The organism is Promicromonospora alba, assembly GCF_042654905.1.
Lineage (GTDB): Bacteria > Actinomycetota > Actinomycetes > Actinomycetales > Cellulomonadaceae > Promicromonospora > Promicromonospora alba.
Map to the genome: position 1 here is coordinate 83,965 of NZ_JBHSFI010000006.1, position 24,482 is coordinate 108,446.

24 protein-coding genes are annotated in these 24,482 nt (G+C 68.5%); 12 read left to right on the plus strand and 12 right to left on the minus strand.

Features of this window, described 5'->3' with window-relative positions:
* Window positions 1–497 precede the first annotated feature (497 nt).
* Window positions 498–1,931 (plus strand): ATP-binding protein, encoded by a 1,434-nt coding sequence (locus ACFO6V_RS19955; RefSeq protein ID WP_377138385.1) that lies wholly within the window; start codon window positions 498–500, stop codon window positions 1,929–1,931.
* 151 nt (window positions 1,932–2,082) lie between these two features.
* On the opposite strand, the gene ACFO6V_RS19960 is transcribed toward ACFO6V_RS19955, so the two are convergent.
* Complete coding sequence (locus tag ACFO6V_RS19960; RefSeq protein ID WP_377138388.1) at window positions 2,083–2,370, minus strand: hypothetical protein; 288 nt, start codon at window positions 2,368–2,370, stop codon at window positions 2,083–2,085.
* Window positions 2,371–2,602: 232 nt separating this feature from the next.
* Here ACFO6V_RS19960 and ACFO6V_RS19965 point away from each other — a divergent pair, with 232 nt between their 5' ends.
* Window positions 2,603–3,190 (plus strand): Pycsar system effector family protein, encoded by a 588-nt coding sequence (locus ACFO6V_RS19965; protein WP_465264121.1) that lies wholly within the window; start codon window positions 2,603–2,605, stop codon window positions 3,188–3,190.
* A gap of 7 nt (window positions 3,191–3,197) precedes the next feature.
* Window positions 3,198–3,929, plus strand: a complete 732-nt coding sequence (locus tag ACFO6V_RS19970) for an adenylate/guanylate cyclase domain-containing protein (RefSeq protein WP_377138393.1) — start codon at window positions 3,198–3,200, stop codon at window positions 3,927–3,929.
* A 9-nt stretch (window positions 3,930–3,938) separates the two neighbouring features.
* Here ACFO6V_RS19970 and ACFO6V_RS19975 read toward each other — a convergent pair whose 3' ends face one another.
* Window positions 3,939–4,634 carry an adenylate/guanylate cyclase domain-containing protein gene (locus tag ACFO6V_RS19975; protein WP_377138396.1) on the minus strand — a complete coding sequence of 232 codons (696 nt, stop codon included), beginning with the start codon at window positions 4,632–4,634 and terminating at the stop codon, window positions 3,939–3,941.
* Between the two features lie 395 nt (window positions 4,635–5,029).
* Here ACFO6V_RS19975 and ACFO6V_RS19980 point away from each other — a divergent pair, with 395 nt between their 5' ends.
* Window positions 5,030–5,173: a hypothetical protein gene (locus ACFO6V_RS19980; protein WP_377138399.1), complete on the plus strand. Its 144-nt coding sequence runs from the start codon at window positions 5,030–5,032 to the stop codon at window positions 5,171–5,173.
* Window positions 5,174–5,202: 29 nt separating this feature from the next.
* On the opposite strand, the gene ACFO6V_RS19985 is transcribed toward ACFO6V_RS19980, so the two are convergent.
* The 5 genes from ACFO6V_RS19985 to ACFO6V_RS20005 form a co-directional block, all read right to left on the minus strand.
* Window positions 5,203–6,660 carry an ApeA N-terminal domain 1-containing protein gene (locus ACFO6V_RS19985; protein WP_377138402.1) on the minus strand — a complete coding sequence of 486 codons (1,458 nt, stop codon included), beginning with the start codon at window positions 6,658–6,660 and terminating at the stop codon, window positions 5,203–5,205.
* A 206-nt stretch (window positions 6,661–6,866) separates the two neighbouring features.
* The gene (gene ychF / locus ACFO6V_RS19990) at window positions 6,867–7,952 is read right to left on the minus strand and encodes a redox-regulated ATPase YchF (RefSeq protein WP_357505635.1); all 1,086 of its coding nucleotides are present in this window, start codon (window positions 7,950–7,952) and stop codon (window positions 6,867–6,869) included.
* Window positions 7,953–8,021: 69 nt separating this feature from the next.
* Window positions 8,022–8,807 carry a DinB family protein gene (locus tag ACFO6V_RS19995; protein ID WP_377138406.1) on the minus strand — a complete coding sequence of 262 codons (786 nt, stop codon included), beginning with the start codon at window positions 8,805–8,807 and terminating at the stop codon, window positions 8,022–8,024.
* Between the two features lie 61 nt (window positions 8,808–8,868).
* Window positions 8,869–10,482 (minus strand): hypothetical protein, encoded by a 1,614-nt coding sequence (locus tag ACFO6V_RS20000; protein WP_377138409.1) that lies wholly within the window; start codon window positions 10,480–10,482, stop codon window positions 8,869–8,871.
* Window positions 10,464–11,294: an ABC transporter ATP-binding protein gene (locus ACFO6V_RS20005; protein ID WP_377138411.1), complete on the minus strand. Its 831-nt coding sequence runs from the start codon at window positions 11,292–11,294 to the stop codon at window positions 10,464–10,466. Before ACFO6V_RS20005 ends, ACFO6V_RS20000 begins: the two co-directional genes overlap by 19 nt.
* A gap of 186 nt (window positions 11,295–11,480) precedes the next feature.
* Here ACFO6V_RS20005 and ACFO6V_RS20010 point away from each other — a divergent pair, with 186 nt between their 5' ends.
* The gene (locus tag ACFO6V_RS20010; protein WP_377138413.1) at window positions 11,481–12,983 is read left to right on the plus strand and encodes a DNA recombination protein RmuC; all 1,503 of its coding nucleotides are present in this window, start codon (window positions 11,481–11,483) and stop codon (window positions 12,981–12,983) included.
* A 179-nt stretch (window positions 12,984–13,162) separates the two neighbouring features.
* On the opposite strand, the gene ACFO6V_RS20015 is transcribed toward ACFO6V_RS20010, so the two are convergent.
* Window positions 13,163–14,200, minus strand: coding sequence for a 4-hydroxy-3-methylbut-2-enyl diphosphate reductase (locus ACFO6V_RS20015; RefSeq protein WP_377138415.1), 1,038 nt, complete (start codon window positions 14,198–14,200; stop codon window positions 13,163–13,165).
* A 63-nt stretch (window positions 14,201–14,263) separates the two neighbouring features.
* Here ACFO6V_RS20015 and xseA point away from each other — a divergent pair, with 63 nt between their 5' ends.
* Together xseA and ACFO6V_RS20025 are read left to right on the plus strand one after the other, a co-directional pair.
* Entirely contained in the window at window positions 14,264–15,526 is a 1,263-nt protein-coding gene (xseA, locus tag ACFO6V_RS20020; protein ID WP_377138418.1) for an exodeoxyribonuclease VII large subunit, read from the plus strand.
* 93 nt (window positions 15,527–15,619) lie between these two features.
* The gene (locus ACFO6V_RS20025) at window positions 15,620–16,762 is read left to right on the plus strand and encodes an epoxide hydrolase family protein (protein ID WP_377138421.1); all 1,143 of its coding nucleotides are present in this window, start codon (window positions 15,620–15,622) and stop codon (window positions 16,760–16,762) included.
* On the opposite strand, the gene ACFO6V_RS20030 is transcribed toward ACFO6V_RS20025, so the two are convergent.
* A complete protein-coding gene (locus tag ACFO6V_RS20030) occupies window positions 16,763–17,497 on the minus strand; it encodes a hypothetical protein (protein WP_377138423.1) in 735 nt (244 codons plus the stop codon).
* An 89-nt stretch (window positions 17,498–17,586) separates the two neighbouring features.
* Complete coding sequence (locus ACFO6V_RS20035) at window positions 17,587–18,336, minus strand: class I SAM-dependent methyltransferase (RefSeq protein ID WP_377138426.1); 750 nt, start codon at window positions 18,334–18,336, stop codon at window positions 17,587–17,589.
* An 82-nt stretch (window positions 18,337–18,418) separates the two neighbouring features.
* Here ACFO6V_RS20035 and sigJ point away from each other — a divergent pair, with 82 nt between their 5' ends.
* Entirely contained in the window at window positions 18,419–19,339 is a 921-nt protein-coding gene (gene sigJ / locus ACFO6V_RS20040; RefSeq protein WP_377138429.1) for an RNA polymerase sigma factor SigJ, read from the plus strand.
* A 3-nt stretch (window positions 19,340–19,342) separates the two neighbouring features.
* Here the strand turns inward: sigJ and ACFO6V_RS20045 are convergent, their stop codons facing one another.
* Entirely contained in the window at window positions 19,343–20,086 is a 744-nt protein-coding gene (locus tag ACFO6V_RS20045; protein ID WP_377138431.1) for an SDR family oxidoreductase, read from the minus strand.
* A 152-nt stretch (window positions 20,087–20,238) separates the two neighbouring features.
* On the opposite strand from ACFO6V_RS20045, the gene ACFO6V_RS20050 reads away from it, so the two are divergent.
* A complete protein-coding gene (locus ACFO6V_RS20050; RefSeq protein ID WP_377138433.1) occupies window positions 20,239–20,853 on the plus strand; it encodes an HAD family hydrolase in 615 nt (204 codons plus the stop codon).
* Window positions 20,854–20,859: 6 nt separating this feature from the next.
* Here ACFO6V_RS20050 and ACFO6V_RS20055 read toward each other — a convergent pair whose 3' ends face one another.
* Window positions 20,860–22,479, minus strand: a complete 1,620-nt coding sequence (locus ACFO6V_RS20055) for an ABC-F family ATP-binding cassette domain-containing protein (RefSeq protein ID WP_357505612.1) — start codon at window positions 22,477–22,479, stop codon at window positions 20,860–20,862.
* A gap of 95 nt (window positions 22,480–22,574) precedes the next feature.
* On the opposite strand from ACFO6V_RS20055, the gene ACFO6V_RS20060 reads away from it, so the two are divergent.
* From ACFO6V_RS20060 to ACFO6V_RS20070, 3 genes are read left to right on the plus strand one after another with little or no spacing between them, the layout of a single operon-like run.
* On the plus strand, window positions 22,575–22,847 hold the full coding sequence (locus ACFO6V_RS20060; RefSeq protein ID WP_377138436.1) for an exodeoxyribonuclease VII small subunit: 273 nt from the start codon (window positions 22,575–22,577) through the stop codon (window positions 22,845–22,847).
* Window positions 22,844–23,800: a carbohydrate kinase family protein gene (locus ACFO6V_RS20065; protein ID WP_377138438.1), complete on the plus strand. Its 957-nt coding sequence runs from the start codon at window positions 22,844–22,846 to the stop codon at window positions 23,798–23,800. The genes ACFO6V_RS20060 and ACFO6V_RS20065 overlap by 4 nt, the downstream gene beginning before the upstream one ends.
* Window positions 23,797–24,474, plus strand: coding sequence for a carbonic anhydrase (locus ACFO6V_RS20070; protein ID WP_377138441.1), 678 nt, complete (start codon window positions 23,797–23,799; stop codon window positions 24,472–24,474). The genes ACFO6V_RS20065 and ACFO6V_RS20070 overlap by 4 nt, the downstream gene beginning before the upstream one ends.
* The last annotated feature ends 8 nt before the right edge of the window (window positions 24,475–24,482 follow it).

Below are 24,482 nucleotides of genomic sequence, written 5' to 3' on the forward strand. Positions count from 1 at the left end.
TACCACTGGCAGGCCCACCAGGGCCGCTGTGGCAGCGAAGAGAGCGAGTCTTGGAGTACGCATATCCGATCCTCCTTTGTGCTGGCGGCAAGCTGCCGCCTGAGCAGGACCTAGAAGGTTCGGAGCGGTAGACGATCAGGATGGGTCAGGGCGAGTTGCCCAGCTTCATGCGCTGGCCCCACGGCCTTATTGTGAATGGCCCGGCCACAGGGCCACCGGGCCGGTCGGCTTGCAGTAGAAGGACCACGCGGCCCATCGGCTGCGTCGATTCCGGGGATCTTGCTGAGCGCCAGCGCATACCCCGGCAAGAACTGAACGTCTCCGACGTCACGCCAATCCGTCATGTCGCCTCCATTGGTCGTGCGCCTGCGCTCGTCGTCGATGGCCGCCATGCCGCACGGCGGCACTTCCGCTACCCTGAGATTGGTCCCATGTTTGGGACTACCAATCTTGGGACTTCCACTCTCGGGCGTTTGGCTCACATCCATGGAGGGCACTTGTCGTTCGTCGGACGCACGCGCGAACTCGCGATACTCCACAAGCACCTGGACCGGATCCAACGCGGGAGTCGCCTCGACCGCGGTACGGCAATGATGATCCGTGGGCGGCGCCGTGTCGGCAAGTCCAGGCTTGCCGGCGAGTTCGTCCGCCGTGCTGGCCTACCTTTCGTCCACTTCCAGGCATCACGCAACTCCCCGCCCGCCGAAGACCTGCACCACCTCCGCGACACGATTGCCGCCTCCACCCTCCCCAACGCCGCTCGCGCCCAAGACCTCGACCCCACGACTCTGTCGGCAGCCTTCCAGATCCTCGCTCTCACCCTGCCCGACGACGCTCCGTCGATCGTCGTGATCGACGAACTTCCGTGGCTGTTAGAGGGATTCCCTGGCGGCGCGGGCGAACTGCAACGCGCATGGGACATGGAACTGTCGCGCAAGCCTGTGCTTCTGCTACTTCTCGGCAGCGACCTCTCAATGATGGAAAGCCTCACCCACCACGATCAGCCGTTCCACGGACGCGCCACCGAAATGGTGCTGCGCGCACTCAACCCCCACGACGTCGCCGAGCTGACCGGCACTTCTGGAGTCGACGCGTTCGACGCTCACCTGGTCACGGGAGGCCAGCCTCTCGTCGCCGAGTCCTGGGAACCAGGAATGACCCTCGACGATTTCCTCCGTGCCGAACTCGAGGACTCCACCACGCCACTCGTGGTCAACGGCCAGCGCATCCTGGAATCGGAGTTCAGCGAGACCTCCCTGTCCCGACGAGTTCTGACGGCGATCGGCGGCCGCGGCGAGCGCACGTTCACCTCCGTCCAACATGCAGCCGCCAACATCGAAGCGATCCCATCGACATCCCTGACCCGGACACTGGGCATGCTCCGCGAGAGACGCGTGGTGGCCTTCGACGAGCCCCTCTCGATGAAGCGCGCAGCCAAAGACCGCCGCTACCGGATCGCTGACCCCGCACTACGCTTCTGGCTCGCGTTCGTCGAACCCCACCTCGGCGAAATCGACGCCGGACGAGGGGACATCGCCCACACACGAATCGTCGATGGATACTCGGCCTGGCGCGGACGCGCCATCGAGCCGGTCGTCCGGGAAGCTGTCTGGCGACTCACGCCCACAAGCCCATGGCCCGGGGCGAAAGCCGTCGGAAACTGGTGGCCCCGAAACAACAACCCCGAGATCGACCTTGTTGGGGCCGACGACCGACCCGCTAGCACCATCTACTTCGTCGGAACGATCAAATGGCGCACTGGCAGACCCATAACCTCTCGCGAAGCCGCTCAGCTCGTCGCCGACGCCGCATCCGTCCCCGGCGCGCCGCCCGACGTCGCCACTGTCGGTGTCTGCCCTGCAGGCATGGCCGACGGCGCACCGCTCGACGTCATCTGGACAGCAGACGACCTCCTCCAAGCCTGGCAATGAACCGAGATTGCACAGGGCCTTTGCTTACACCCTGAACTGTGTGGATGCATCCCGCATCAGACGTTGAAGCGGAACTCCACCGCATTCCGGTACATACAAACCTCTGGATCGACAGATGGCGCGTCCGTAGTGGATGCCCCGCAGATGTGGATCAGCTGCGCAGTGCCTCTTCGAGCTCAGCCTCGGAGTAGCCGAAGGTGTAGTCCTCATCCTTCCCGTTGGACGCCCAGATGTTTGCAGCCTCGTACACGCTCAAAGACTCACCACTCTGGTCGTCGCCCTCATCGTCAAGCCCGTACTTGCAGTTGTCGCAGTACATCTCGGAGTACACGTAGCGCTTGGTCAGAGACGTACCGCAGCGCGGACACGGTGGCGTGTCGCCGTGGTAGGCATCCTCGTCTTCCCAGGTCTTCTTGCGGAAGGCGTCAAACAGTCCCATGGCAACTCCAATCACTTCGACGGGTCGGCCCATCCCCAGGCGGTACGACTGAATCGAGCATAGGCGGCGAGGTTCGCTGAGTACGCCGATAGCGCCGCGCTCGTTCGTCGCGCAGAGCGACCGCACGATGCCGGGGACCGCCAGCTAGTGCATCTCGAAGTTGAGACACTCACGTAACTGAGGACTCCCGTGGTGCACGTGTCAAACTTAGTACTCTAGGGACATGTTTCGAATGCCGTCCTGGCGCGGTGGACGACTGGTCACTGAGGGCCGTCCGGACGACTCGCCCACGCCCGTCAGCTCTCCCGAGCCGAACCCGGACCATGCATGGAAGACACTCGCATTGATGAACGAGTGGATCCGCCACTCGGATGCGAAGGCCGGAGTGACGCTGGCCTTCACCGGGGTGATGGCAACGACGACGTTCAACCTCGCAAAGGACTTCACACATCGGAGTGCTGTGTTCGACAGTCTGGTTGTCATCGTCTGCCTCTTGCTCATCACCACGGGCGCTTTCTGTGGATGGACTCTGACGCCGCGGGTGAAGGACAAAGATGTGGCTCGGGACGCGATCAACAGGCTTTTTTTTGCCAGCATCGATCGAAACTTCAGGGGCAAGCGGCAGGAGTACAGCGAAGTGCTCCACACGCTGACCTCTGATCCTGTCGAGCTGACGAAGGATCTCGCAGATCAGATCCATGTCAATGCGCGGATTGCCACGGTGAAAGCAACCGCCGTGAAGTGGGCCATCCGGTGTGCACTCGCTGCCAGTGCCACGATAGCTGCACTGGCCCTCGTAATCGGCATCACGAACAGCTAGGGCGCAAATGGACGGCAACTACAGACCATACGACTGGACTGCCAGCTCAGCCCGGATCAAAGCGATCCTGGATCAGCCGGCGGGGGCATACGAGGAGGTGGACGGGCTCCCTGACCGGGACAAGCTCACGTTCGCGAACGGCTTCTATGGCATGTGCTCGGCGATCTTCATTGACATCCGAGACTCCTCTGGCCTGACGTCGAAGCACAAGCGGCCCGTTCTTGCGAAGATCTATCGGTCATTCATCTCTGAGATGGTCGCAGTTCTCAACTCCGACTCCTACGTGCGCGAGGTGAATATCGTCGGCGACTGCGTGTGGGCCTCCTACAAGACGACGCAGGTCAACCACATCGACGATGTGTTCGCTATCGCTGCACAGGCCAGCACCCTCCTGAAGCTCCTCAACCACCACTACGAGAAGGCAGGGATCACCCAGCTCGGCATCGGCATCGGCGTCGAGTACGGGCGAGTCCTCATGATCAAGGCCGGGTATAGCGGAAGCACGATCAACGACGTCGTGTACATGGGGGACGTCGTGAACCGAGCAGCCCATCTGGCGCACCTGGCAGGACGTGGCTGGGGATCGAACCCGATCTTCGTCGGTGATGTCTTCTACTCGAACTTGAATGACAACAACCAGGGTCTGCTCCGACCGCAGTGGACGTCCGGCATCGGAACCGTCTACCAGGGGAATCCCATCATCCCGGCGATGGACGAGTGGATCAGCGCCCTCGGTTGAGATCCGACGTCAGATCGACCACGAGAATGTCGACCCGTAGATCTGATAGCCCATGTCGGAGGTTCCTAGGTCAGTCCACATGTCCCGCTTCGGGTCGCCCCCGAGCTTCGAGGCCTCGCTCAGCCTGCTGTAGACGTCGGCGGTGATGTAGGTCGGGTAGCGAGGGTCCAGAGCGGCCAGCTTCGCCGCATTGTTCGCCGCGTTCCCGACCCAGACCAAGTCGTTGCTTCCTCGGATGCCTGTTCTGGCGACGAAAAGCTTCGAGGTGTCGATGCCGACCCGTTGCTTGAGCTCGAAGGTGCTCTTCGGGTACTTCTTGGCGATCTTCGCTGCCACGATGTTTTTGGACGCCCAACTGATCTGCAGCCCGCACTTCGCGGCGTCGGAGTTCTTCGAGTCCCCGATGAACACACCCATGACACGGTCCCCGTCATAGGCGGTGACGGTGCCACCTCGCGCCCGAATGATCTTCGCAGCACAGTAGAGGTAGCTCTTGTAGACCTCGGCGGCGAACCAGTCCTTGTACCCCTTGACCATCTTCGTGGACGACGCAAGATCAGCGTAGAGGACCGTTGCGTCGAGCTCGACAGCAAGGTTCTTCAGGGGAAGGTCATCGGTGTCGGGCACCTTCTGACCTGCGCGACGATCCCACTGCTCGTCGACGGCCTTCTGGACGTACTCATCCAGTTCATCTTTCAGGCTCATGTCGAGGCTCCTCTCCTTCCACGCTCGGCTCGTGCGATGGCTTGGTCAGCCTGGCCACGGCTCCCTGCGGCAGTCCCGATGGCGCCTGGTTTTACGCGTGTCCAGCACCGCCGTCAGAACCTGGGAGAAGTTTTGGCCGCGACGCTCGCAGAAGTGTTGATTTACCAGGCGATTCTCAAATATTGAACCTAAATTCGACCGCATTCAGGCACGTAGAACCATCAGCGTGCATCGCAATTCGCCCACTCGCAACGATCCGCCCACCCCCGACGATACTGCCGGGTGCTGTGGCAGCTCGCATCACTGGGGAAGACTGGTCAGATCGACTAGCGATCTCCGGAGGTACGAGCATGACAAGGGTGAAGCCACGACGCTCGACGTGACCCACTGGGGAGGTGCGCTGGCCTATCGCCAGCCGCGAGTTGCGCGCCATCAACGTCGGCGGCCCCGGCACGCGCGCACGTTGGCGCGTCGACCCGGAGGACCTGCGCGTGTTCCTGGTGCGCCAGCAGAACCCCGCCCGCGATCGGACCGTGTGACCTGGCGCGGTTGCGGTCGCACGATCGGTTCAGTCCGACGGCGGCGTGGTCAGCGTCTCCCTGGCCTTTCGAGCGGTCATGCTCAGCTGCGGATGCTCCCGCACGATCTTCTGCTGGCGCTCGGCGGGGAGCCCCAGCTCCTGCAGCAGGTTCAGGGTCACGACCGCGGCGGTGACATCGACAACGGCGACCAGTTCCTCGATCGAGTGTCGGGGCGTGTCGCCCTCGTGCGCGAGGTCATTGCGTGCGTTGACGGTCCTCCCAGCCCACCGCTCGACGTCGGGCACGAGCGCGGCCATCGCCTCCTGGTCAGGTCGCGTGGCGAGAGCGCGCAGTCGATCCCGGAGGGTCATGTCGTTGCGGATGGCGTTCTGGAGCCGCTCGCGCTGGTCCTCCGGTGCGAGCTCCAGCATCGCACTCCTCATGGCCCTAAACTCCGACTTCGGCATCTGCAGCGCGTCGATGCCGAGCCTGCGATGCAGAGCCTCGGCCGCACCCGTAGCCATCAGGAGCCGGCTCTCGAGGTACTGCTTCGGCGCGTAGCGCAAACCGAGGACGAGGTTCATCGCGGGCAGTAGACGCTCGCGGACCTCGCACCACCGAGGGAGGACCTCCTCGAAGGCGAGGTCATCGCAGGTGAAGAACACCCGCCGGGAGTCGATCGCCTTGCCGGCAGCCTCGCCGATCACCGCGGGCGAGTAGAGCACCTCGACCCGTGGCATGCGCTCCTCCCCCGCGAGCCTCAGCCGCAGCCAATTCACGCCCGCGGCACGGTGCGTCGCGAGCGAGACCAGATCTTGGATAGAGCGGGCGGCCGAGATCGCGTCCTGCAGCGAGCACGGCTCTGCAGGAGCGATGCGGACGTAGGTCGTGTCGCGGATGTGACCGGTGGTCCCGCCGCGCCGGTGATCGAACGACGGCGCGAAGCGCCGATGCGCGAGCGTGTACACGGTGCTGTCGAAGTCCACCGATGACTCCTCCATGGGTTTCGCGGAGATGGAGCCGCTTCCGTCCATCCGGCCTCCTGGAGCGCCGATGAAGCCGTTCTCGAACGGAGACCGGGCTGCCCAGGTCCCGAGGTCTTCGACAGACACCTCCGTTGCGCAGAAGACGGGGTCATGGTTCCCGTCGGCATGCACGCCGACGAGCGCGGTGAGCGCCACGACCGTCTGCTTGTCGGGACTCTGCACCTGGCCGCCGAACTTCCTGTGGGTGCCGTTCGGGAAGCAGTCCAGCAGCGTGATCGCGAGCTGATCTGCAGCGCCGTGGATGACGCTCCAGTCGAGGCTATCCTCGTGGACCGCGACGAGGCCCGACTCAAGCGTCGACATCTGCCGATCCTCGAACGCACCGATGAGGGTGAGCGTCAACCCCTTCTCACGCTCGTAACGGAGCACACCTGGAACTCGGTCGTCGGGATAAGCGGGCAGCCACCACACGCCAGCCCACTCGTGCGGCTCGTCAAGGCTCAGCGGATCGTTCGCCATGGACTCAAGCCTCCCACCCACCGCTGGTCAGCCGCCAGGCCATAGTGGTGCTCGAGCACGCGGGCGAACTCGACGTCGAAGGAATCCAGGGGTGCCGATCGAGTTTATCCCGAAATGCCGTCGGCTCTGCATCGTCGCCCGTGACGTTGAAGCGGAACTCGACCACGGTGAACTGCGCACTCCAAGATCAGCTCTGATCAGGCAATTTATACGTTAAATCTGAATTCGACCACGTCGCCGTCCTGCATGACGTAGTCCTTGCCCTCGATGCGGGCCTTGCCCGCAGCCTTCACCGCGGCGGACGAACCGGCCTCGACCAGGTCCTCGAACGAGGTGACCTCGGCCTTGATGAAGCCGCGCTCGAAGTCGGTGTGGATCACGCCGGCCGCCTGCGGAGCAGTCCAGCCCTTGTGGATGGTCCAGGCGCGCGCTTCCTTCGGGCCCGCCGTGAGGTAGGTCTGCAGGCCGAGCGTCTCGAAGCCGACCTTCGCGAGCTGGTCCAGGCCGGACTCCGGCTGGCCGGACTCGGCGAGCATCTCGGCGGCCTCCTCGGGCTCGAGCTCCACGAGCTCGGACTCGAACTTCGCGTCCAGGAAGATCGCCTGGGCCGGGGCGACGACCTTGCGCAGGGCCTCCTGGGAGGCGGTGTCCGCCAGACCGGCGTCGTCGGTGTTGAAGACGTAGATGAACGGCTTGGCGGTCATCAGCTGGAGGCTCGCGATCTCGGCCAGGTCGAGACCGGCGTCGGCGGCGCCCTGGTACAGGGTCACGCCCTGGTTCAGGATCTCCTCCGCCTTCTTCGCGGCGGCATACAGGACGGGGTCGCCGCGCTTGATCTTGACCTCCTTCTCCATCCTCGGCAGAGCCTTCTCGAGGGTCTGGAGGTCGGCGAGGATCAGCTCGGTGGAGATGGTCTCGATGTCGCCGGGAGCGTCCATCGAGCCGTCCACGCGCACCACGTCCGGGTCGTCGAACGCGCGGGTGACCTGGCAGATCGCGTCAGCCTCGCGGATGTTGGCGAGGAACTTGTTGCCCAGGCCCTCGCCCTCGGACGCGCCCTTGACGATGCCCGCGATGTCCACGAACGACACCGTCGCCGGCAGGATCTTCTGGCTCCCGAAGATCTCAGCGAGCTTGTTGAGCCGCTCGTCGGGCAGCGAGACCACGCCGACGTTGGGCTCGATCGTCGCGAACGGGTAGTTCGCCGCGAGCACCTGGTTGCGGGTCAGAGCGTTGAAGAGGGTGGACTTGCCGACGTTGGGCAGGCCGACGATGCCGATAGTAAGAGCCACGTCGCGAAATTCTACGTGCCGAGCGCCAATCGCCGACAGCCGCGTCGTCGCGGGCTTCGGCAGGCCCGTCTACCGGGCGTCGCGCCTGCGCTCCAGCTCGTCGAGATCACGCGCTGCGAATCGGTGATGCTCCCAGGCTTCGTTGGCGATCACCCCCAGGCAGCGCCACACCGGAAGGCTGCGCGTCTCCGGTTCCCATGGCGGCAGCCGGCGAGCCGGCGCCTCGAAGTCCTCCTGCGTGAGGGCGTCGTACTGCGCGCGCACCTGGGCCATGCGATCGGTGTAGGCCGCCTGCACCTCCTGGAACGACGGCGTGGCCGTGACGTCGACGCCGAGCGCACCCGCTTCGTCGTCGTACTCGGAGAACGGGAGGCCTATCGGGCTGAAGGCGCCGTCGAGGCGCTGGATCCCGTGTCGTACCCAGCCGTCGACGGCGAACACCAGGTGCCGCAGGGTCTGGGCGACCGACCACTCGCCGTCGACCTGCTGGTCCACCGTCCCTGCTGGCATGGCCGCCACCCGGTCGAGCGTGGCCGACCAGGTCCGCTGCGCTGCCTCGAACGACTCACGCTGCTCCGCGAGGACCTGGGAGCGAGCCAGCTCTCGCCCGGGATGCCTGCGGTTCAGCTCGGCCTCGATCAGCGGCAGCACCTCGACGCCGTTGATCTTGAGGCCGCCGATCTGCCCGTCGATGTCCGCGCCGGTGAGATCGACTCCGCGCATCACGACGCGGGGCAGGTACGACTGGTCGAACGCCGCACCTTCCAGGTCGGTGAAACGGAATCGGGCGCTGGTCAGGTTCGCCGCGACGAACTCGGCGTGCCGCAGGTCGTCGTCTGCCGTGAATCGCGTCATCACCCCAGGCTAGGCCGGGTCACTGACACGACCGCTGACCTGGGGCGACGACGCTTCGAGGTCACGGGAAGGACTGCACCTGCTGGAGCAGCTCGGGCAGGCGCCTGTCGTACACACGAGCTCCGAACCGCACGGCCAGCACCAGGATCAACGTGCCGTACAGGATTCCCACGAGGATCGCGGCAAGGCCCCACAGGACGCCACCCAACATCAACGCCGGGATACCCACCGCGAAGACCGGCAGGGCCAGCGCTGCCGTGACGGCGAACCCGATGCCCTGCGAGACTAGCGTGGCCATCGCCGCGCCCTGCGGCGACTTCAGCGGGCTCTCGCCCGGCTTCGCGACCGGGTAGACGAGCCGTGCCGAGACCGCGCAGGACACAGCGGTACTGACCAGCAGGGCACCAAACGCCAGCCCCAGCAGGGGCAGGGTCAGGTGCCAGGAGTCGGCGACCCAGACCGACGCCACCACCGTGGCCGCGGCGACCAGAGGGCCGGCAATCAGCATCGGGATCGCGCGGCCCCACCGGTCGGCGCGGCCGTCGACACCCGACGAGACGTGGAGGGCGAACGCGGTGTTGTCGTAGCCGATGTCGTTGGAGATGCTGAAGCCGAGCATCCAGCCCACGAACGGCCCGGTCGCCAGGAGCAGGAAGAAGCTGCCGGTGCTCTGGGACGTGAAGTACATGATGACCGGCAGCAGCGGGATGACGGCGATGGACCCCGAGTAGCGCGGGTCCCGCAGCCAGTAGGTGGCGGTCCGGGCGGTGACAGCCCAGGTGGGCGAGAACGGCACGCGGCCGAACATCCCGAGGCCCTTGGCCTTGCCACCGCTGCCGTCGCCGACGGGCGGGCGCACCAGGGCGCGGCCCAGTGCCCGGTCCCAGACCAGCCACGCCAGCCCGACGGTGCCGAGCGCGACCGCGAGGCGACCCGCCAGGCCCGCCCAGTCGCCGTCGTACGCAGTGCTGCCGAGCGACCACGCCGCGCCGAACGGCGTCCAGCCGACGACGGCGGCCGCCTGCTCGAACAACGGGAGGAGCTGCATCCCGGTACTGCTGTCGGAGCCCGGCTCGACCGAGACCTCGACGCCGTTGGCGAGCCAGCCGACGAGCGGGCCGATCGTCATGAAGAGCACCAGCGCCAGGATCGTCACGACCTCGCGGTAGCGGCGCGACTCCAGGACGGGCGCGAGCAGCGTGGTGATCGCCCGGGAGCCGAGGACACACGTGGCGACGCCGAGCACCGCGCCGACGAGCGAGACGAGCAGCACTCCCGGCTGCAGCAGCCACGCGAAGGAGACCCCCAGCGCGAGCAGCACCGTCGCGATACCGGGTACCGAGACCAGTCCCGCCACCGCCAGCCCCGCGAGAAGCGTGCGCCGGGGGATCGCGAACGTCGTGAACCGATGGGGATCCAGCGTGGCGTCCACGCCGAAGGCGAAGATCGGGATGACCCACCAGCCCAGGACGGCCAGCGCCCCGCCGAGGGTGATCGCGAGGCCGGCCCAGGCCGGGTCGCCAACGAGACCCAGACCCACTACCGCCGCGATCAGGAGGCCGACGGCGCCGAGGGCGTAGAGGGCCGCGACGATCATGCCGATGGTCTGCCACACGCTCCTGCGGAACGTGTTGCCCATCAGCGTCAGCTTGAGGCTCAGGAACCGCGCAACCATGAGAGCCCCTCCGAGTGCTGACGGCCACCGACGAGGTCCACGAACCGGTCTTCCAGGCTCTGCTCGCCGCGCACCTCGTCCACCGTGCCCGCCGCGAGGACGTGCCCCGCCGCCATCACCGCGACGTGGTCGCACATGCGCTGCACCAGGTCCATGACGTGGCTGGAGACGATGACGGTGCCACCGCCCGCCACATAGCTCTTGAGGATGTCGCGGATGTTCGCGGCGCTCACCGGGTCGACGGCCTCGAACGGCTCGTCCAGCACCAGGGTGCGCGGCGCATGGATCATCGCGCTGCCCAGCGCGATCTTCTTGGTCATGCCGGCGGAGTAGTCGACGACGAACGTGTCCGCGTCCGCGACCAGGTCGAACGCCTTCAGGAGGTCGTTCGTCCGATCCACCACGGTGTCCTTGTCCATACCGCGCAGCATCCCGGCGTACGTGAGCAGCTGGCGGCCGGTCAGCCGGTCGAACAGGCGCACGCCATCGGGCAGGACGCCAAGGGTCGCCTTGGCCTCGTCGGGCCGCGCCCACAGGTCCACACCGTGCACCCAGGCACTGCCGAAGTCAGGCCGCAGCAGGCCGGTGGCCATCGACAGCATGGTCGTCTTGCCGGCCCCGTTCGGACCGACCAGACCGTAGAACGAGCCCGCCGGCACGTCCAGGTCGACGCCCGAGACCGCGATCTTCTGCCCGAACCGCTTCCAGAGTCCGCGCACGCTGAGCGCCGCCGACGGGTCGTGCGGGGGCGGCTCCTGGGCACCTGCGGTCCCGGGGCTGCCTGGAGGGCTCGGGTCGACTGGGGTCGTCATGGCACCCAACGTAGTCGCGCCGTCCGACACTACGGATCCGACGCGAGGATGAGTGCCGGGCGAAGGAGATCCGTCGCCGGGCGGAGAAACCGCCCGTCCGGTCGTACCAGACGCATACCGGACGATTTCGACCATGCGGGGTGTCATCGTGCCGGAGTGTCAGTGGCCCATGGCAGCCTGTCGCCCATGGACATCGTCGCAACGATTCTGCTGGCCCTCGGCGCTCTCGTCGTCGGCGTGCTGCTGGGGTGGCTCGGTCACGCGCAGCGTGTTGCGCCCGCGCAGCGTGACACGGACATGGAGGTCGCCCGCCTGCGCGCCCAGGCCGAGTCGGCCGAGCAGCGGATCGCCGCCGCACAGCATCGCGCGGACGAGCAGATCGACGCGGCACGGGAGCGCGCCGCCGAGCAGATCGCCGCAGCCCGCTCCGAGCAGGAGCACGCCCGCCGCCAGTTCCAGGCGCTCGCGGGCGACGCGCTGGACGCCAACAGCAAGCGTTTCCTCGAGCTCGCGGAGGAGCGGCTCAAGCGGTCCACGTCGGACGGCGAGCAGGCGCTCGCCAAGCGTGAGGAGGCCGTCAAGTCTCTGGTCGACCCGCTGACCAAGGCTGTCGAGCTGGTGCGCAGCGAGGTGCTCCAGGCGGAGAAGGCCCGCATCGAGGGCCAGGGCGCGCTCGTGGAGCAGATGCGCAACGTCGCCGAGGTGTCGACCGACCTGCGCAACGGCACGGCGGACCTCGTCACGGCGCTGCGTTCGTCGCAGACGCGCGGCGCGTGGGGCGAGCTGCAGCTGCGCAAGGTCGTCGAGTCCGCTGGCATGATCAACCGGGTCGACTTCACCGAGCAGGCGCAGGTCACCACGGAGGACGGCGAGGTGCAGCGCCCCGACATGGTCATCAACCTCGCCGGCGGCAAGAGCGTGGTCGTGGACTCCAAGGTCGCGTTCCTCGGCTTCCTGGAGGCCCAGCAGTCCGACGACGCCGCGTACCGCGAGCAGCGCCTCGACGCGCATGTGCGCCACATGCGCAAGCACGTGGACGACCTGGCCGGCAAGAAGTACTGGAACCAGTTCGAGCCCGCACCCGAGTTCGTCGTGATGTTCGTGCCCGCCGAGGCGTTCCTTTCGGCGGCCCTGGAACGCGCGCCGGAGCTGCTGGAGTACGCGGTGCAGAAGAACGTCATCATCGCGACGCCCACCACGATGCTCGCCCTGCTGCGGACGGTCGCGTACGCGTGGCGCCAGGAGTCCCTGGCGGAGAACGCTCAGAAGGTGCTCACCGTCGGCAAGGAGCTGTACGCGCGGCTGGTCACCATGACGCAGCACGTCACGAAGATGGGACGCTCCCTGGAGTCGGCCACCAAGGACTACAACAGGCTCATCGGGTCGCTGGAGCGCAACGTGCTCACGTCGGCCCGCCGCATGGTGGAGCTCGACGTGATCGACGAGAAGGACCGCATCGCGGAGCCGAGGGGCATCGAGGAGGTCCCGCGCCCCATCACGAAGGCCGAGCTGCTGGCTGCGGACGACGGCGACGTCGTCGCGTTCGACCGAGCACAGGACACCGACACCATCCTGGTGCAGGCGCTGGAGGTCACCGAGCTCGCGACCACCGACAAGCGCGCGTTCGAGGCGGTCGAGAAGAAGTCGTCCGACGACGAGAACACCGCCGCCGTCGGACAGGCGGGCTGACAGCGCCGGACGGCCGAGAACCGGACCGTCGAGAACCGAACAGTCGAGAACCGAACAGTCGAGAACGGGGTTGTGTTCACCGCAGGCCTCCTGCGGAACACAACCCCGTTCTCATGACGGTGGGACACCAGCCAGCGGCCCGGCAGCGCGACGCACGCCAGCAGCGTGCCGCGCGGGCCTCAGGCCTGCGGCAGCTCCGGGCGAGCCTCGCGACGCGGACGCTTGGGCTCCGTGCCCGCGGCCTTGAGCCCCGCACGCAGCTCGCGCGGCAGCGAGAACATCAGGTCCTCGGTCGCGGTCCGGACCTCGTCGACCGTGCCGAAGCCGTGGTCGGCGAGGTGCGCGATGACGTCCTCCACGAGGATCTCGGGAACCGAGGCACCCGAGGTCACGCCCACCGTGGTGACGCCCTCGAGCCACTCGTCCTTGATCTCGGTCTTGCGGTCCACGCGGTACGAGGCCTTGGCCCCGGCCTTGAGCGCCACCTCGACGAGCCGCACCGAGTTGGACGAGTTGGCTGAGCCGACGACGATGACAAGATCGCACTCCGGCGCCAGCTTCTTCACGGCCACCTGGCGGTTCTGGGTGGCGTAGCAGATGTCGTCGCTGGGCGGGTCCTGCAGGGACGGGAACTTCTCGCGCAGCCGGCGCACCGTCTCCATGGTCTCGTCGACCGACAGCGTCGTCTGCGAGATCCAGACGACCTTGGCGGGGTCACGGACGACCACCTGGTCCACCTCGTCCGGCGAGTTCACGATCTGCACGTGATCGGGTGCCTCGCCGGCGGTGCCCTCGACCTCTTCGTGACCGGTGTGCCCGATCAGCAGGATGTCGTAGTCGTCGTTCGCGAACCGCACGGCTTCCTTGTGCACCTTGGTGACCAGTGGGCAGGTCGCGTCGATCGTGTCCAGGCTCCGCGCCACGGCCGAGGCGCGCACCGCGGGCGACACCCCGTGCGCGGAGAAGACGAGCCGGCTGCCCTCGGGCACCTCGTCGGTCTCGTTGACGAAGATGGCGCCACGTTCCCGCAGCGTCTCCACCACGTGCTTGTTGTGGACGATCTCCTTGCGCACGTAGACCGGTGCGCCATAGGTCTCCAGTGCCTTCTCGACGGCGACGACCGCACGGTCGACGCCCGCGCAATAGCCGCGGGGCGCAGCCAGCAGGACGCGCTTGGTCTGGGTCTCAACAGGACGCTCAGGGCTCGTGACACTCACAGGTGCAGTCTAGGGGCGGCGTGCGGAGGGCTTGTGTCGGTGGTGGGTGGCAGGGTTGGACACGTGACGGAACCCACCCAGCGACCACTCCCCGCAGAGATCCCTCTGAAGGCGCTCGACACCACGCCCTCCACCCCCTGGCCGGTGCGTGTGCTCTCGGAGAAGATCAAGGGTTACATCGACAAGATGCCGCCGGTCTGGGTCGAGGGGCAGGTGGTGCAGTTCAACCAGCGCCCCGGTTCCGGGATGCAATGGCTCACACTCCGTGACACCGAGGCCGACGCCTCCCTGCCGGTGACGATCTTCTCGCGTGTCCTCCTCACACTGCCCCAGCCGCCGGCGGAGGGCGACCACGTAGTGGTGCATGCCAAGCCCGTGTTCTGGACCAAGCGCGGCACGCTGCAGATGCAGGCGAACGAGATCAAGGCCGTCGGCGTCGGCGAGCTGCTCGCGCGGATCGAGTCCCTCAAGAAGGTGCTCGCGGCGGAGGGCCTGTTCGACCTGTCCCGCAAGCGAAAGCTCCCCTTCCTGCCCGCGGTCGTCGGGCTCGTGTGCGGACGCGAGTCCAAGGCCGAGCACGACGTGGTGGTGAACGCCCGGGCCCGCTGGCCTCAGGTGCGGTTCGAGATCCGCGAGGTGGCGGTACAGGGCGTCAACGCGGTGCGCGAGGTGTCGAACGCGATCGCCGAGCTCGATCAGGACCCCCGGGTCGACGTGATAGTCGTCGCGCGGGGCGGCGGCTCCGTCGAGGACCTGCTGCCGTTCAGCAACGAGTCCCTGGTCCGCGCCGTGGCGCAGGCCCGCACTCCCCTGGTCAGCGCGATCGGCCACGAGACCGACGCACCGCTGCTCGACCTCGTTGCCGACTACCGCGCCTCAACGCCGACCGACGCCGCCAAGCGGATAGTGCCCGACGTGTCGGAGGAGCGCCTCCGCCTCACCCAGGCCCGCAGCCGGATGCGCGGCGCCGTCACGGCCATGATCGACCGTGAGCAGCACGGGCTCGACGGCGTCCGCTCCCGCCCCGTCCTCGCCGTGCCGCACACGATGCTGGAGGCCCGGGAGCGCGACATCGTCCAGTCGCTCCGGCACAGCCGGCACGCACTGAATACGCTCCTGCTGCGCGCGAGCGGTGAGATCGGGCGGCTCGGCGCCCAGGTGCGGGCGTTGTCGCCGGCATCGACGCTGGAGCGCGGCTACGCCGTCGTCCAGCGTGCCGACGGCCACGTGGTGCGGCGGCCCGACGACGTCGAGGTCGGCGCCGGCATACATATCCGCCTCGCGGAGGGTGCGCTGGACGCCGAGGTGACCGCCACGGCCTCCTAGCGCCGACGGCGCAGACACGAGCGGCGAAAAAACTTGAGGCCACCGGCCAGTAGAGGACAGAACCTGTCCTCTACGGCTGGCACTGTAGGTCACATGAACCAGGACAGCGCACTCACCCCGTTCCGCATCGACATCCCACAGGCCGACCTTGACGACCTCCAGGACCGGCTCGCACGGACCCGCCGTCCGCTCCCCGTGCCGGGCCGCGACGACCGCACCGACTTCAGCCGCGGCATCCCGCAGGCCTACCTGACCGAGCTCGCCGAGTACTGGCGCGACGGGTTCGACTGGCGCGCGCAGGAGGCGAAGCTTAACGAGTACGAGCAATTCACCACCGTCGTCGACGGGCAGACCTTCCACATCGTGCACGTGCCCTCGGCCAACCCCGAGGCGACCCCGCTCATCCTGAACCACGGCTGGCCCGGCTCGTTCGTCGAGTACCAGCGCCTCATCCCGCTGCTGACCGACGAGTTCCACCTGGTCATCCCCTCGCTGCCGGGCTTCGGCTTCTCGACGCCGCTGTCGGGGACCGGCTGGGAGCTGGCGCGCACCGCCGAGGCGTACGCCGAGATCATGACGCGGCTCGGCTACGAGCGGTTCGCGGCCCACGGCACCGACATCGGCGCGGGCGTCACCGGGCGGCTCGCTGCCGTCTACCCGGAGCGTGTCATCGGCACCCACGCCGGGAGCGACGGCCGGATGCTCGGCATGGTCGGCGACAAGTTCCCCTACCCCGACGGGCTGACCGAGGACGAGATCGCCCAGATCGAGGCGATCCGCGCGGCGGACGTCGCCGAGCGTGGCTACTTCGAGATGCAGAACCACCGTCCGGACACCATTGCCGCGGCCCTCACCGACTCACCCGTCGGCCAGCTCGCGTGGATCGCCGAGAAGTTCCAGACCTGGACCAACCCTCAGCACGCGACCCCCGACGAGGCCGTGGACCGCGACCAGCTCCTCACCAACGTCAGCCTGTACTGGTTCACCCGTGCCGGCGCGTCGAGCGCGCAGTTCTACTACGAGTCCGAGCACTCGGACCTCGGCTGGGCCGGGGCCTCCGGGGTGCCCGCCGCCTGGGTCGTGTTCGACACCCACCCCCTCATGCGCCGCGCGCTCGACCCGTGGAACGCGACAACCCGCTGGACCGACTTCACGGAGGGCGGCCACTTCCCCGCGATGGAGGAGCCCGAGCTGCTCGCGAACGACATCCGGGACTTCTTCAGCACACTCCGCTGATCAGCTCGGCCTTTTTCTCCGGCTCATCTTGCTGACCCGCTGAGCCTGCTTCTCCGTCCAGCCGTCCCATCCGTTCTGCCAGTCGAACGAACGGACCAGGGCCAGCAGAGCGGCCCCCGCTCGCTCGTCCAGCTCCGGGTCGTGCAGGTAGACCTCGTTCCACATCACCTTGAACTCCAGGAGCGCCCGGCCGCGTGTGCGCCAGACGATGCGGCCGGGCGAGCGTGGCACGTCGGACATGTTGAACACGGCAACGACCCAGACAAAGGGCAGCAGCGGAGAGAACAGCCACCACGTGCACCACCAGATGAGCCGGCCCTTGTACCCCACCAGGTCAGGCTCGCCGGGCCGGCTCACCGTCCACCGGGTGCGAAGGCCCTTGCTGAATGCCTTGGCACGCTCGATCGTGCACAGGAGCTCGCCCTGCGGGCCGAGCACCTGGTAGACGGTGACACCGTTCCCGCAGGAGACGGTGACGACGGTGGCGGCCCGCGCCCCACGGTGCTCGTCCGCCCACAGCACGAAGGACCGTGCGCCCGTGCGGCGCGCCGCGAGGTAGGCGGGTATGCCGCCCGGCGGCAGCTCCCGCTCCAGGTGGGCGATCGTGCGGATCTCTCCCGGTGTGAAGACGTCGACCTGGTGCCAGACCTCCCCGGTGCCGTCGAGCGGGGCCTGCTCCCCCTGATAGACGGGTTTCCCCTGCAGCTTGAGCTTGCGCGTCGTGCTGTGTCCCACGTGGTGCCCCCTCGTGTCGTGCCTCCTCGTCGGCACGAGGACTGATGGATCGTACTCACTCGTGACGGCCGCCTGGCGAACGGGGTTGATCAGGCCCGACGCGCCACGAACACCCACTCCAGCCCCGGCCGGTCGGGCGCGTCCAGCACCTCGTCGACCTCGAATCCGGCGGCAGCCAGCATCGCCTCGGTCTCGTCCCGCTCGCGGAACCGCAGGGTCGAGACCGAGGTGACCACGTCGCCGTCGGGCAGCACGCCGGGCGGGAAGCGGTAGGACTGCTGGAAGGTGACCAGCGGCAGCTCCACCTTCAGCAGGTCGTTCCACATCTCCACCTCGCCCACCCCGGGGATGTCGCGACGGACAGACCGGAGCTCGCGGGTCCACCCGAGCCAGGCCTGGCGCGCCGGCACGCGGGTCTCGAACACGAGCACACCGCCGGGGCGGAGCGCCGAGTGGACCGCCGCGAGCGCCCCGGACCACTCGGCGTCGGTGGTGAACACCTGCGCGACGTTGCCGGTCATCGTCGCGAGGTCGGCGTCGAGGCTCAGGCCGGCGACGGCTTCGGCCCCGCCCTCGACCCAGGTGACGGCGTCGGCGCCGGGCTTGCCGCGGGCGACCTCGAGCGAGGCGGCGGCGGGGTCGACGCCGGTCACGCGCAGGCCGCGCTCGGCCAGCAGGAGGGCGAGCACCCCGGTCCCGCAGCCGACGTCGAGCACCGTGCGGGCGCCGAACCGTTCGGCGAGGTCGACGTACAGGTCGAGGTCGCTGCGGTCGTCGTCGAAGGAGTCGTAGAGCCGCGCGAGCCGAGGATCCACGAAGATCGGGTCGGGTGTGGTCATGCCAACATGTTTACCCGCCGCGCGACCGAGCCCAAGGACATTCGGTCGGTTACGGTCGATACGGCACCAGAAGGAGAGCACGATGACAGGTGACGTTGACACCACGCTCGACGACGCGGCAGCAGTATTCGCCACCGCCCGCAGGCGACTTTTCGGCATCGCGTACCGGATGCTCGGCTCGGCGGCCGAGGCCGAGGACGTCGTGCAGGAGACGTGGGTGCGGTGGCAGACGACCGATCGTTCGGTGGTGGTGAATCCGCAGGCGTTCCTCACCACCGCCGCGACGCGGTTGGCGATCAACGTGCTGCAGAGCGCTCGGTCGCGCCGCGAGACCTATGTGGGGCCGTGGCTCCCCGAGCCCGTCGACACGAGCGAGGACCCGACGCTCGGTGCGGAACGGGCGGAGGCCCTGGACGTCGCGCTGCTGGTGCTGCTCGAACGCCTGTCCCCCACGGAACGGGCCGCCTACGTGCTGCGTGAGGCGTTCGACTACGCGTATCCGGAGATCGCGCGGATCGTGGGCGTGTCGCCCGCCGCCACGCGCCAGCTGGTGAGCCGGGCGCGCAAGCACATCGCGTCGGAGCCGCGGAACACGGTCACGAGCACGGAGCGCCGCGCGCTCCTGGAGGCGTTCCTCGCCGCTGCCCGGGTGGGCGACGTCGAGCGGCTGGAGCGGCTGTTCGCCGAGAACGTCGTCACGCGGGCCGACAGCAACGGGACCGCGAAGCATGTCGCACGCGTCGCGGTGCAGGGCAGGCACAAGGTGGCGCGGGTCCTGTCCTCGTTCGCGGAGATCTTCTGGGCCGGTATCACCACCCGGCCGATCGAGGTCAACGGCGAGGAGGGCATGGCGATGGAGCGGGACGGCGAGCTGGTGGGCATCCTTGCGGTCACCGCGTCGTCCGAGGGCCTGCACGAGCTCATGTGGCAGCTGAACCCGGAGAAGATCGACCCCTTCCGGCGGGCCCGGGCAGGCCGGGCCGCGCCGGAGGGTTCGAGCTGACCGTCAGGCCTGAGCCTTCCGCCACTGCTCGTAGCTGACCTCACCCAGCAGGGCCTCGCCGTGCGGTACGAGCTCACCGTCCTCGAGCGGCGCGCCGAAGTACGTGGCGCTCGGGTCGGTGCGGACCTCGCGCGGGTCGTCCTTCGACGCCAGGTACGTGCGCACGATCTCGTCGAAGCCGAAGACCTCCGGTCCGGCGATATCGATCGTGCCGTTCAGCGGGGTGCCGACGGCAGTCCGGGCGACGAAGCGGGCGACGTCGGCGGAGGCGATGGGCTGGAAGCGAACTGGCGCCATGTGGACCACGCCGTCGACGGTTGCCGTGTCGGCGATCGAGCTGAGGAACTCGAGGAACTGCGTGGACCGCACGATCGACCAGCCGGCGCCGGAAGCCTTGACGAGGTCCTCCTGCACGATCTTGGCGCGCATGTAGCCGGCGTCGACGCCCTCCGCCCCCACGATCGAGAGGATCACGTGGTGCTGCACACCGGCCTTCGCCTCGGCCTCGAGCAGGTTGGTGGTCGAGGTCCGGAAGAAGCTGGTGACGTCCTCCTCCGCGAACGAGGGCGAGTTGCTGAGGTCGATCAGCACCTGTGCGCCCTCGAGCACCTCCGGCAGGCCCTCGCCGGTCAGGGTGTTCACGCCGGTCTGCGGCGAGGCTGCCACCGCTTCGTGCCCGTGCTCCCGCAGGTTGTTCACGACCTGGCTGCCTACGAGGCCGGTGCCGCCGATGACCACGATCTTCATGGTGGTTCCCCATTCATGTCCGGGACGTTCTCGACGAGCCGGACGGCCCGTCATGAGTTCGACCGGGAGACCCCAGGATCTGTGACAGGCGGCACGGGGCGTGGTGCGGCGCGCGCCTCGGCTACGTGGCGCGGGACCGTTACGGTTCGCTGGTGACGACCATCCGACACGTACTCTTCGACGCCGACGGCGTGCTCCAGGAGATCCGAGACGGTTTCTACGCCTCGGCCACGCCGCTGCTCGGCGAGCGCGCCCCCGAGATCCTGACCCTCGCCTCGGCCTACGAGCGGCCGCTCCTCGGGGGCGACGAGGACTTCCTGCCGGTTCTCGCGGACGTCCTGCGGCAGTACGACGTCGATGTGCCGGCCGCCGACCTGTTCGCGGCCGTCTGGCTGAACATCGCCACGTCACCGGCCTCGCTGGACCTCGTCCGCGGGCTGCGCGACGCCGGGTACGGCGTGCACCTCGGCACCAACCAGGTCCGGCGCCGGGCCGAGTACATGAAGGCCACGCTGCCCTACGACGAGCTGTTCGACGTCAAGCTCTACTCCTGCGACCTCGGGGCCGCCAAGCCGGACGCCGCGTTCTTCCAGAAGGCCGCGACCCGGATCGGGGCCGAGCCGGCGGAGATCCTCTTCATCGACGACCACTCCCCCAACGTCACCGGCGCCCGGTCGACCGGGATGCCCGCGGTGCAGTGGCGCCTCAAGGACGGGCACGACGCCCTGCTCGAACGGCTCGCCGAGCACGGCGTCGCGCCCGCCTGAACCCGCCTACCGCTCGCGCTCCACCCGCCGCTCGTCCCACACGGGCTCCGAGGTCTCGCGCACCACGCCGTCGGACCCGAAGACCAGGTACCGGTCGAACGAGCGCGCGAACCAGCGGTCGTGCGTCACGGCCAGCACCGTCCCGTCGAACGACTCCAGCCCGTCCTGGAGCGCCTCGGCCGACTCCAGGTCGAGGTTGTCGGTGGGCTCGTCGAGCAGGAGCGCCGTCGATCCGGCGAGCTCGAGCAGCAGGATCTGGAACCGCGCCTGCTGGCCGCCGGACAGCCTGTCGAAGGGCCGGTCCGCCGCCTCGGTGAGCTCGTAGCGCCGCAGCCGGGCCATCGCCTTGCCCTTGTCCTGCGCGTGGTCCTCCCACAGGATGTCGAGCAGCGCGCGGCCGAACAGCTCCGGGTGCGCGTGCGTCTGCGCGAAGTGGCCGGCGACCACTCGTGCACCGAGCTTCCACGAGCCGGTGTGCGCGACGTCGCCGCCCGCGAGCAGCCGCAGGAAGTGCGACTTGCCGGAGCCGTTCGAGCCCAGCACGGCTACCCGCTCGCCGTAGAAGACCTCCAGGTCGAACGGTTTCATGAGCCCGGTGAGCTCCAGCCCCTCGCAGGTCACGGCCCGCAGACCCGTGCGCCCGCCCCGCAGGTTCATGGTGATGTCCTGCTCGCGCGGCGGCTCGGGCGGCGGGCCGACCTCCTCGAACTTCCGCAGCCTCGTCTGCGCCGCGTGGTAGCGCGAGGCCATGTCGGGGCTGCTCGCCGCCTGGTTGCGCAGCGTCAGGACCAGCTTCTTGAGCTGGGCGTGCTTCTCGTCCCAGCGCCGGCGCAGCTCCTCGAACCGCGCGAACCGCTCGCGCCGGGCGTCATGGAACGTCGAGAACCCGCCGCCGTGCACCCAGGCGTCGGCGCCCGCGGGGCTCGGCTCCAGCGACACGATCCGGTCCGCCGAGCGCGACAGCAGCTCCCGGTCGTGCGACACGAACAGGATGGTCTTCTTGGTGGCCTTGAGCTGCTCCTCGAGCCAGCGCTTGCCCGGGACGTCCAGGTAGTTGTCCGGCTCGTCGAGCAGCAGCACCTCGTCGGTGCCGCGCAGCAGCGCCTCCAGCACGAGCCGCTTCTGCTCACCGCCCGACATCGTCCGCACCTCGCGGAACTGCACCCGGTCGTACGGCATGCCGAGCGCGGCCATGGTGCAGACGTCCCACAGCGTCTCCGCCTCGTAGCCGCGCACCTCAGCCCAGTCCGAGAGCGCCTGCGCGTACGCCATCTGCGCGGCCTCGTCGTCGACCGTCAGCATCCGGTGCTCGGCCTCGTCGACGGCGCGCGCCACCTCGCGCAGCCGGGGTGCGGACACGGACACCAGCAGATCGCGCACGGTGGTCTCGTCCCGCACGGAGCCGACGAACTGGCGCATGACGCCGAGCCCGCCGCTCACGGCCACGGAACCGGCGTGCGGCGCCAGCTCACCAGTGATGATGCGCAGCAGAGTGGTCTTGCCCGCACCGTTCGGCCCGACGATCGCCGTCGCGCTCCGCTCACCCACGCGGAACGAGACGTCCCCCAGCAGCGTCCGGCCATCCGGCAGGTGGTATTCGACGTGCGCGACTTCGAGATGGCCCATGGGTCACCATGGTCCGACGTCGGACCGGCCAGAGCCAAACTCATTCCTGTGGACGGACTCCGCAGATGTCGGTGGCGTGCTGTTGACTGTCTCCCGTGAGTACAGATGCGGTGACCGGAACCGATCCGGTGAGGAACGCTCCCGACGTCGCGACGCTCAGCTATGAGCAGGCACGCGACGAGCTCGTGCAGGTGGTCGGCCGCCTGGAGACCGGCGGCGAGCCGCTGGAGGCGTCGCTCGCGCTCTGGGAGCGCGGCGAGGCCCTGGCCGCACGCTGCCAGGAATGGCTCGACGGCGCTCGCGAGCGCCTCGCCGCCGCGCAGCAGGGGTCTCTCTCGTCGGCCGAGTCGCCGGAGGAGGCCGAGTGAGCCCGTACGTCCTCGCCGTGGGCGAGGCGCTCGTGGACGAGGTGCACCGGCCCGACGGCTCCTCTGCCGAGCATCCCGGTGGAAGCATCGCCAACGTCGCGCTCACGCTGGGCCGCCTGAGCCGGGAGGTCCGGCTCGCGACCTGGCTCGGCGCCGACGCACGGGGCGACCTGGTGCGCGCGTGGCTCGCCGACTCCGATGTCGCGCTCGTGCCGGGCAGCGACGGGGCGGAACGCACCAGCGTCGCGGTCGCCACGCTGGACGAGAGCGGCTCCGCCACCTACGACTTCGATCTGGCGTGGCGCGTCCCCGCCGAGGCGCTGCCGGGCGCTGACACCAGCGCCGAGGCGAGCGCTCAGGTCGGCGGCAGCGCTGCCCTCGCGGTCCACACCGGTTCGATCGCGGCGATCCTCGAGCCGGGTGCCACCGAGGTGCGGCAGGTCCTCGAGGCGGCGCGGACGACGTCGACCACCACGTACGACCCGAACGCGCGGCCCGCGATCATGGGCCCCGCCGAGGAGGTGCGGCCGCGCGTCGAGGCGCTCGTGCAGCTCTCCGACGTGGTGAAGGTCAGCGACGAGGACCTGGGCTGGCTCTACCCCGGCGCCGACCCCGTGTCCGTGGCACGCGACTGGCAGCGAGGCACGCCCGCGCTGGTGGTGGTCACGTTCGGCGGCAAGGGCGCGGTAGCGGTGTCCGACGCCGGTGCGGTCGAGGCGGTCGCCCCGCGGGTCGAGGTGGTCGACACCGTGGGTGCCGGCGACTCGTTCATGGGTGCGCTCATCGACGGCCTGTGGGAGCACGACCTGCTCGGCGCTGACCGGCGCGAAGCACTCAACGCCGTCGACGCCGCGACCGTGCAGCAGATCCTGGACCGCTGCTGCGCCGTCGCGGCCATCACCGTGTCCCGGGCGGGGGCCAACCCGCCTCGTCGTGAGGAGGTAAGCCGATGAGCGCGGTACCAGAGCGGCTCAGCCCGCGTGACGCCTGGGAGCTGCTGCGCTCCGGCAACGACCGCTTCGTCGCGGACGCTCCGGCCCACCCGTCCCAGGGCGCGGCCCGGCGCCGGGAGCTGCAGGCCGCGCAGCACCCGCACACGGTGATCTTCGGCTGCTCGGACTCCCGCGTCGCCGCGGAGATCATCTTCGACCAGGGACTGGGCGACGTGTTCGTGGTGCGCACCGCCGGACACGTCCTGGACACCACGGTGATCGGCTCCATCGAGTACGGGGTCGACGTCCTCGGCGCGTCGCTCGTCATCGTGCTGGGCCACGACTCGTGCGGTGCCGTCGCTGCCGCGGCGCACACGCTCGCCACGGGTGAGCAGCCCGGCGGGTTCGTGCGTGCGGTGGTGGACCGCGTCATCCCGTCGATCGTCAGCATCACCTCGGGCGACCCGGCCAAGGCGATGGCCGCGCTCGCCGACCAGAACGTGCTGCGCCGCGAGCACGTCAAGCACACCGTCGGGATGCTGCACAGCTACTCGGCGGGCCTGGCCAAGGCGGTCGAGGAGGGCAGGTGCGCGGTGGTCGGTCTCGAGTACGACCTCGCGGAGGGCAGCGCGCGCATGGTCAACGTGATCGGGGACGTCGGCGAGCAGCCCGCGGCCCTGCCCCAGGCCGACTGACCGGCGCG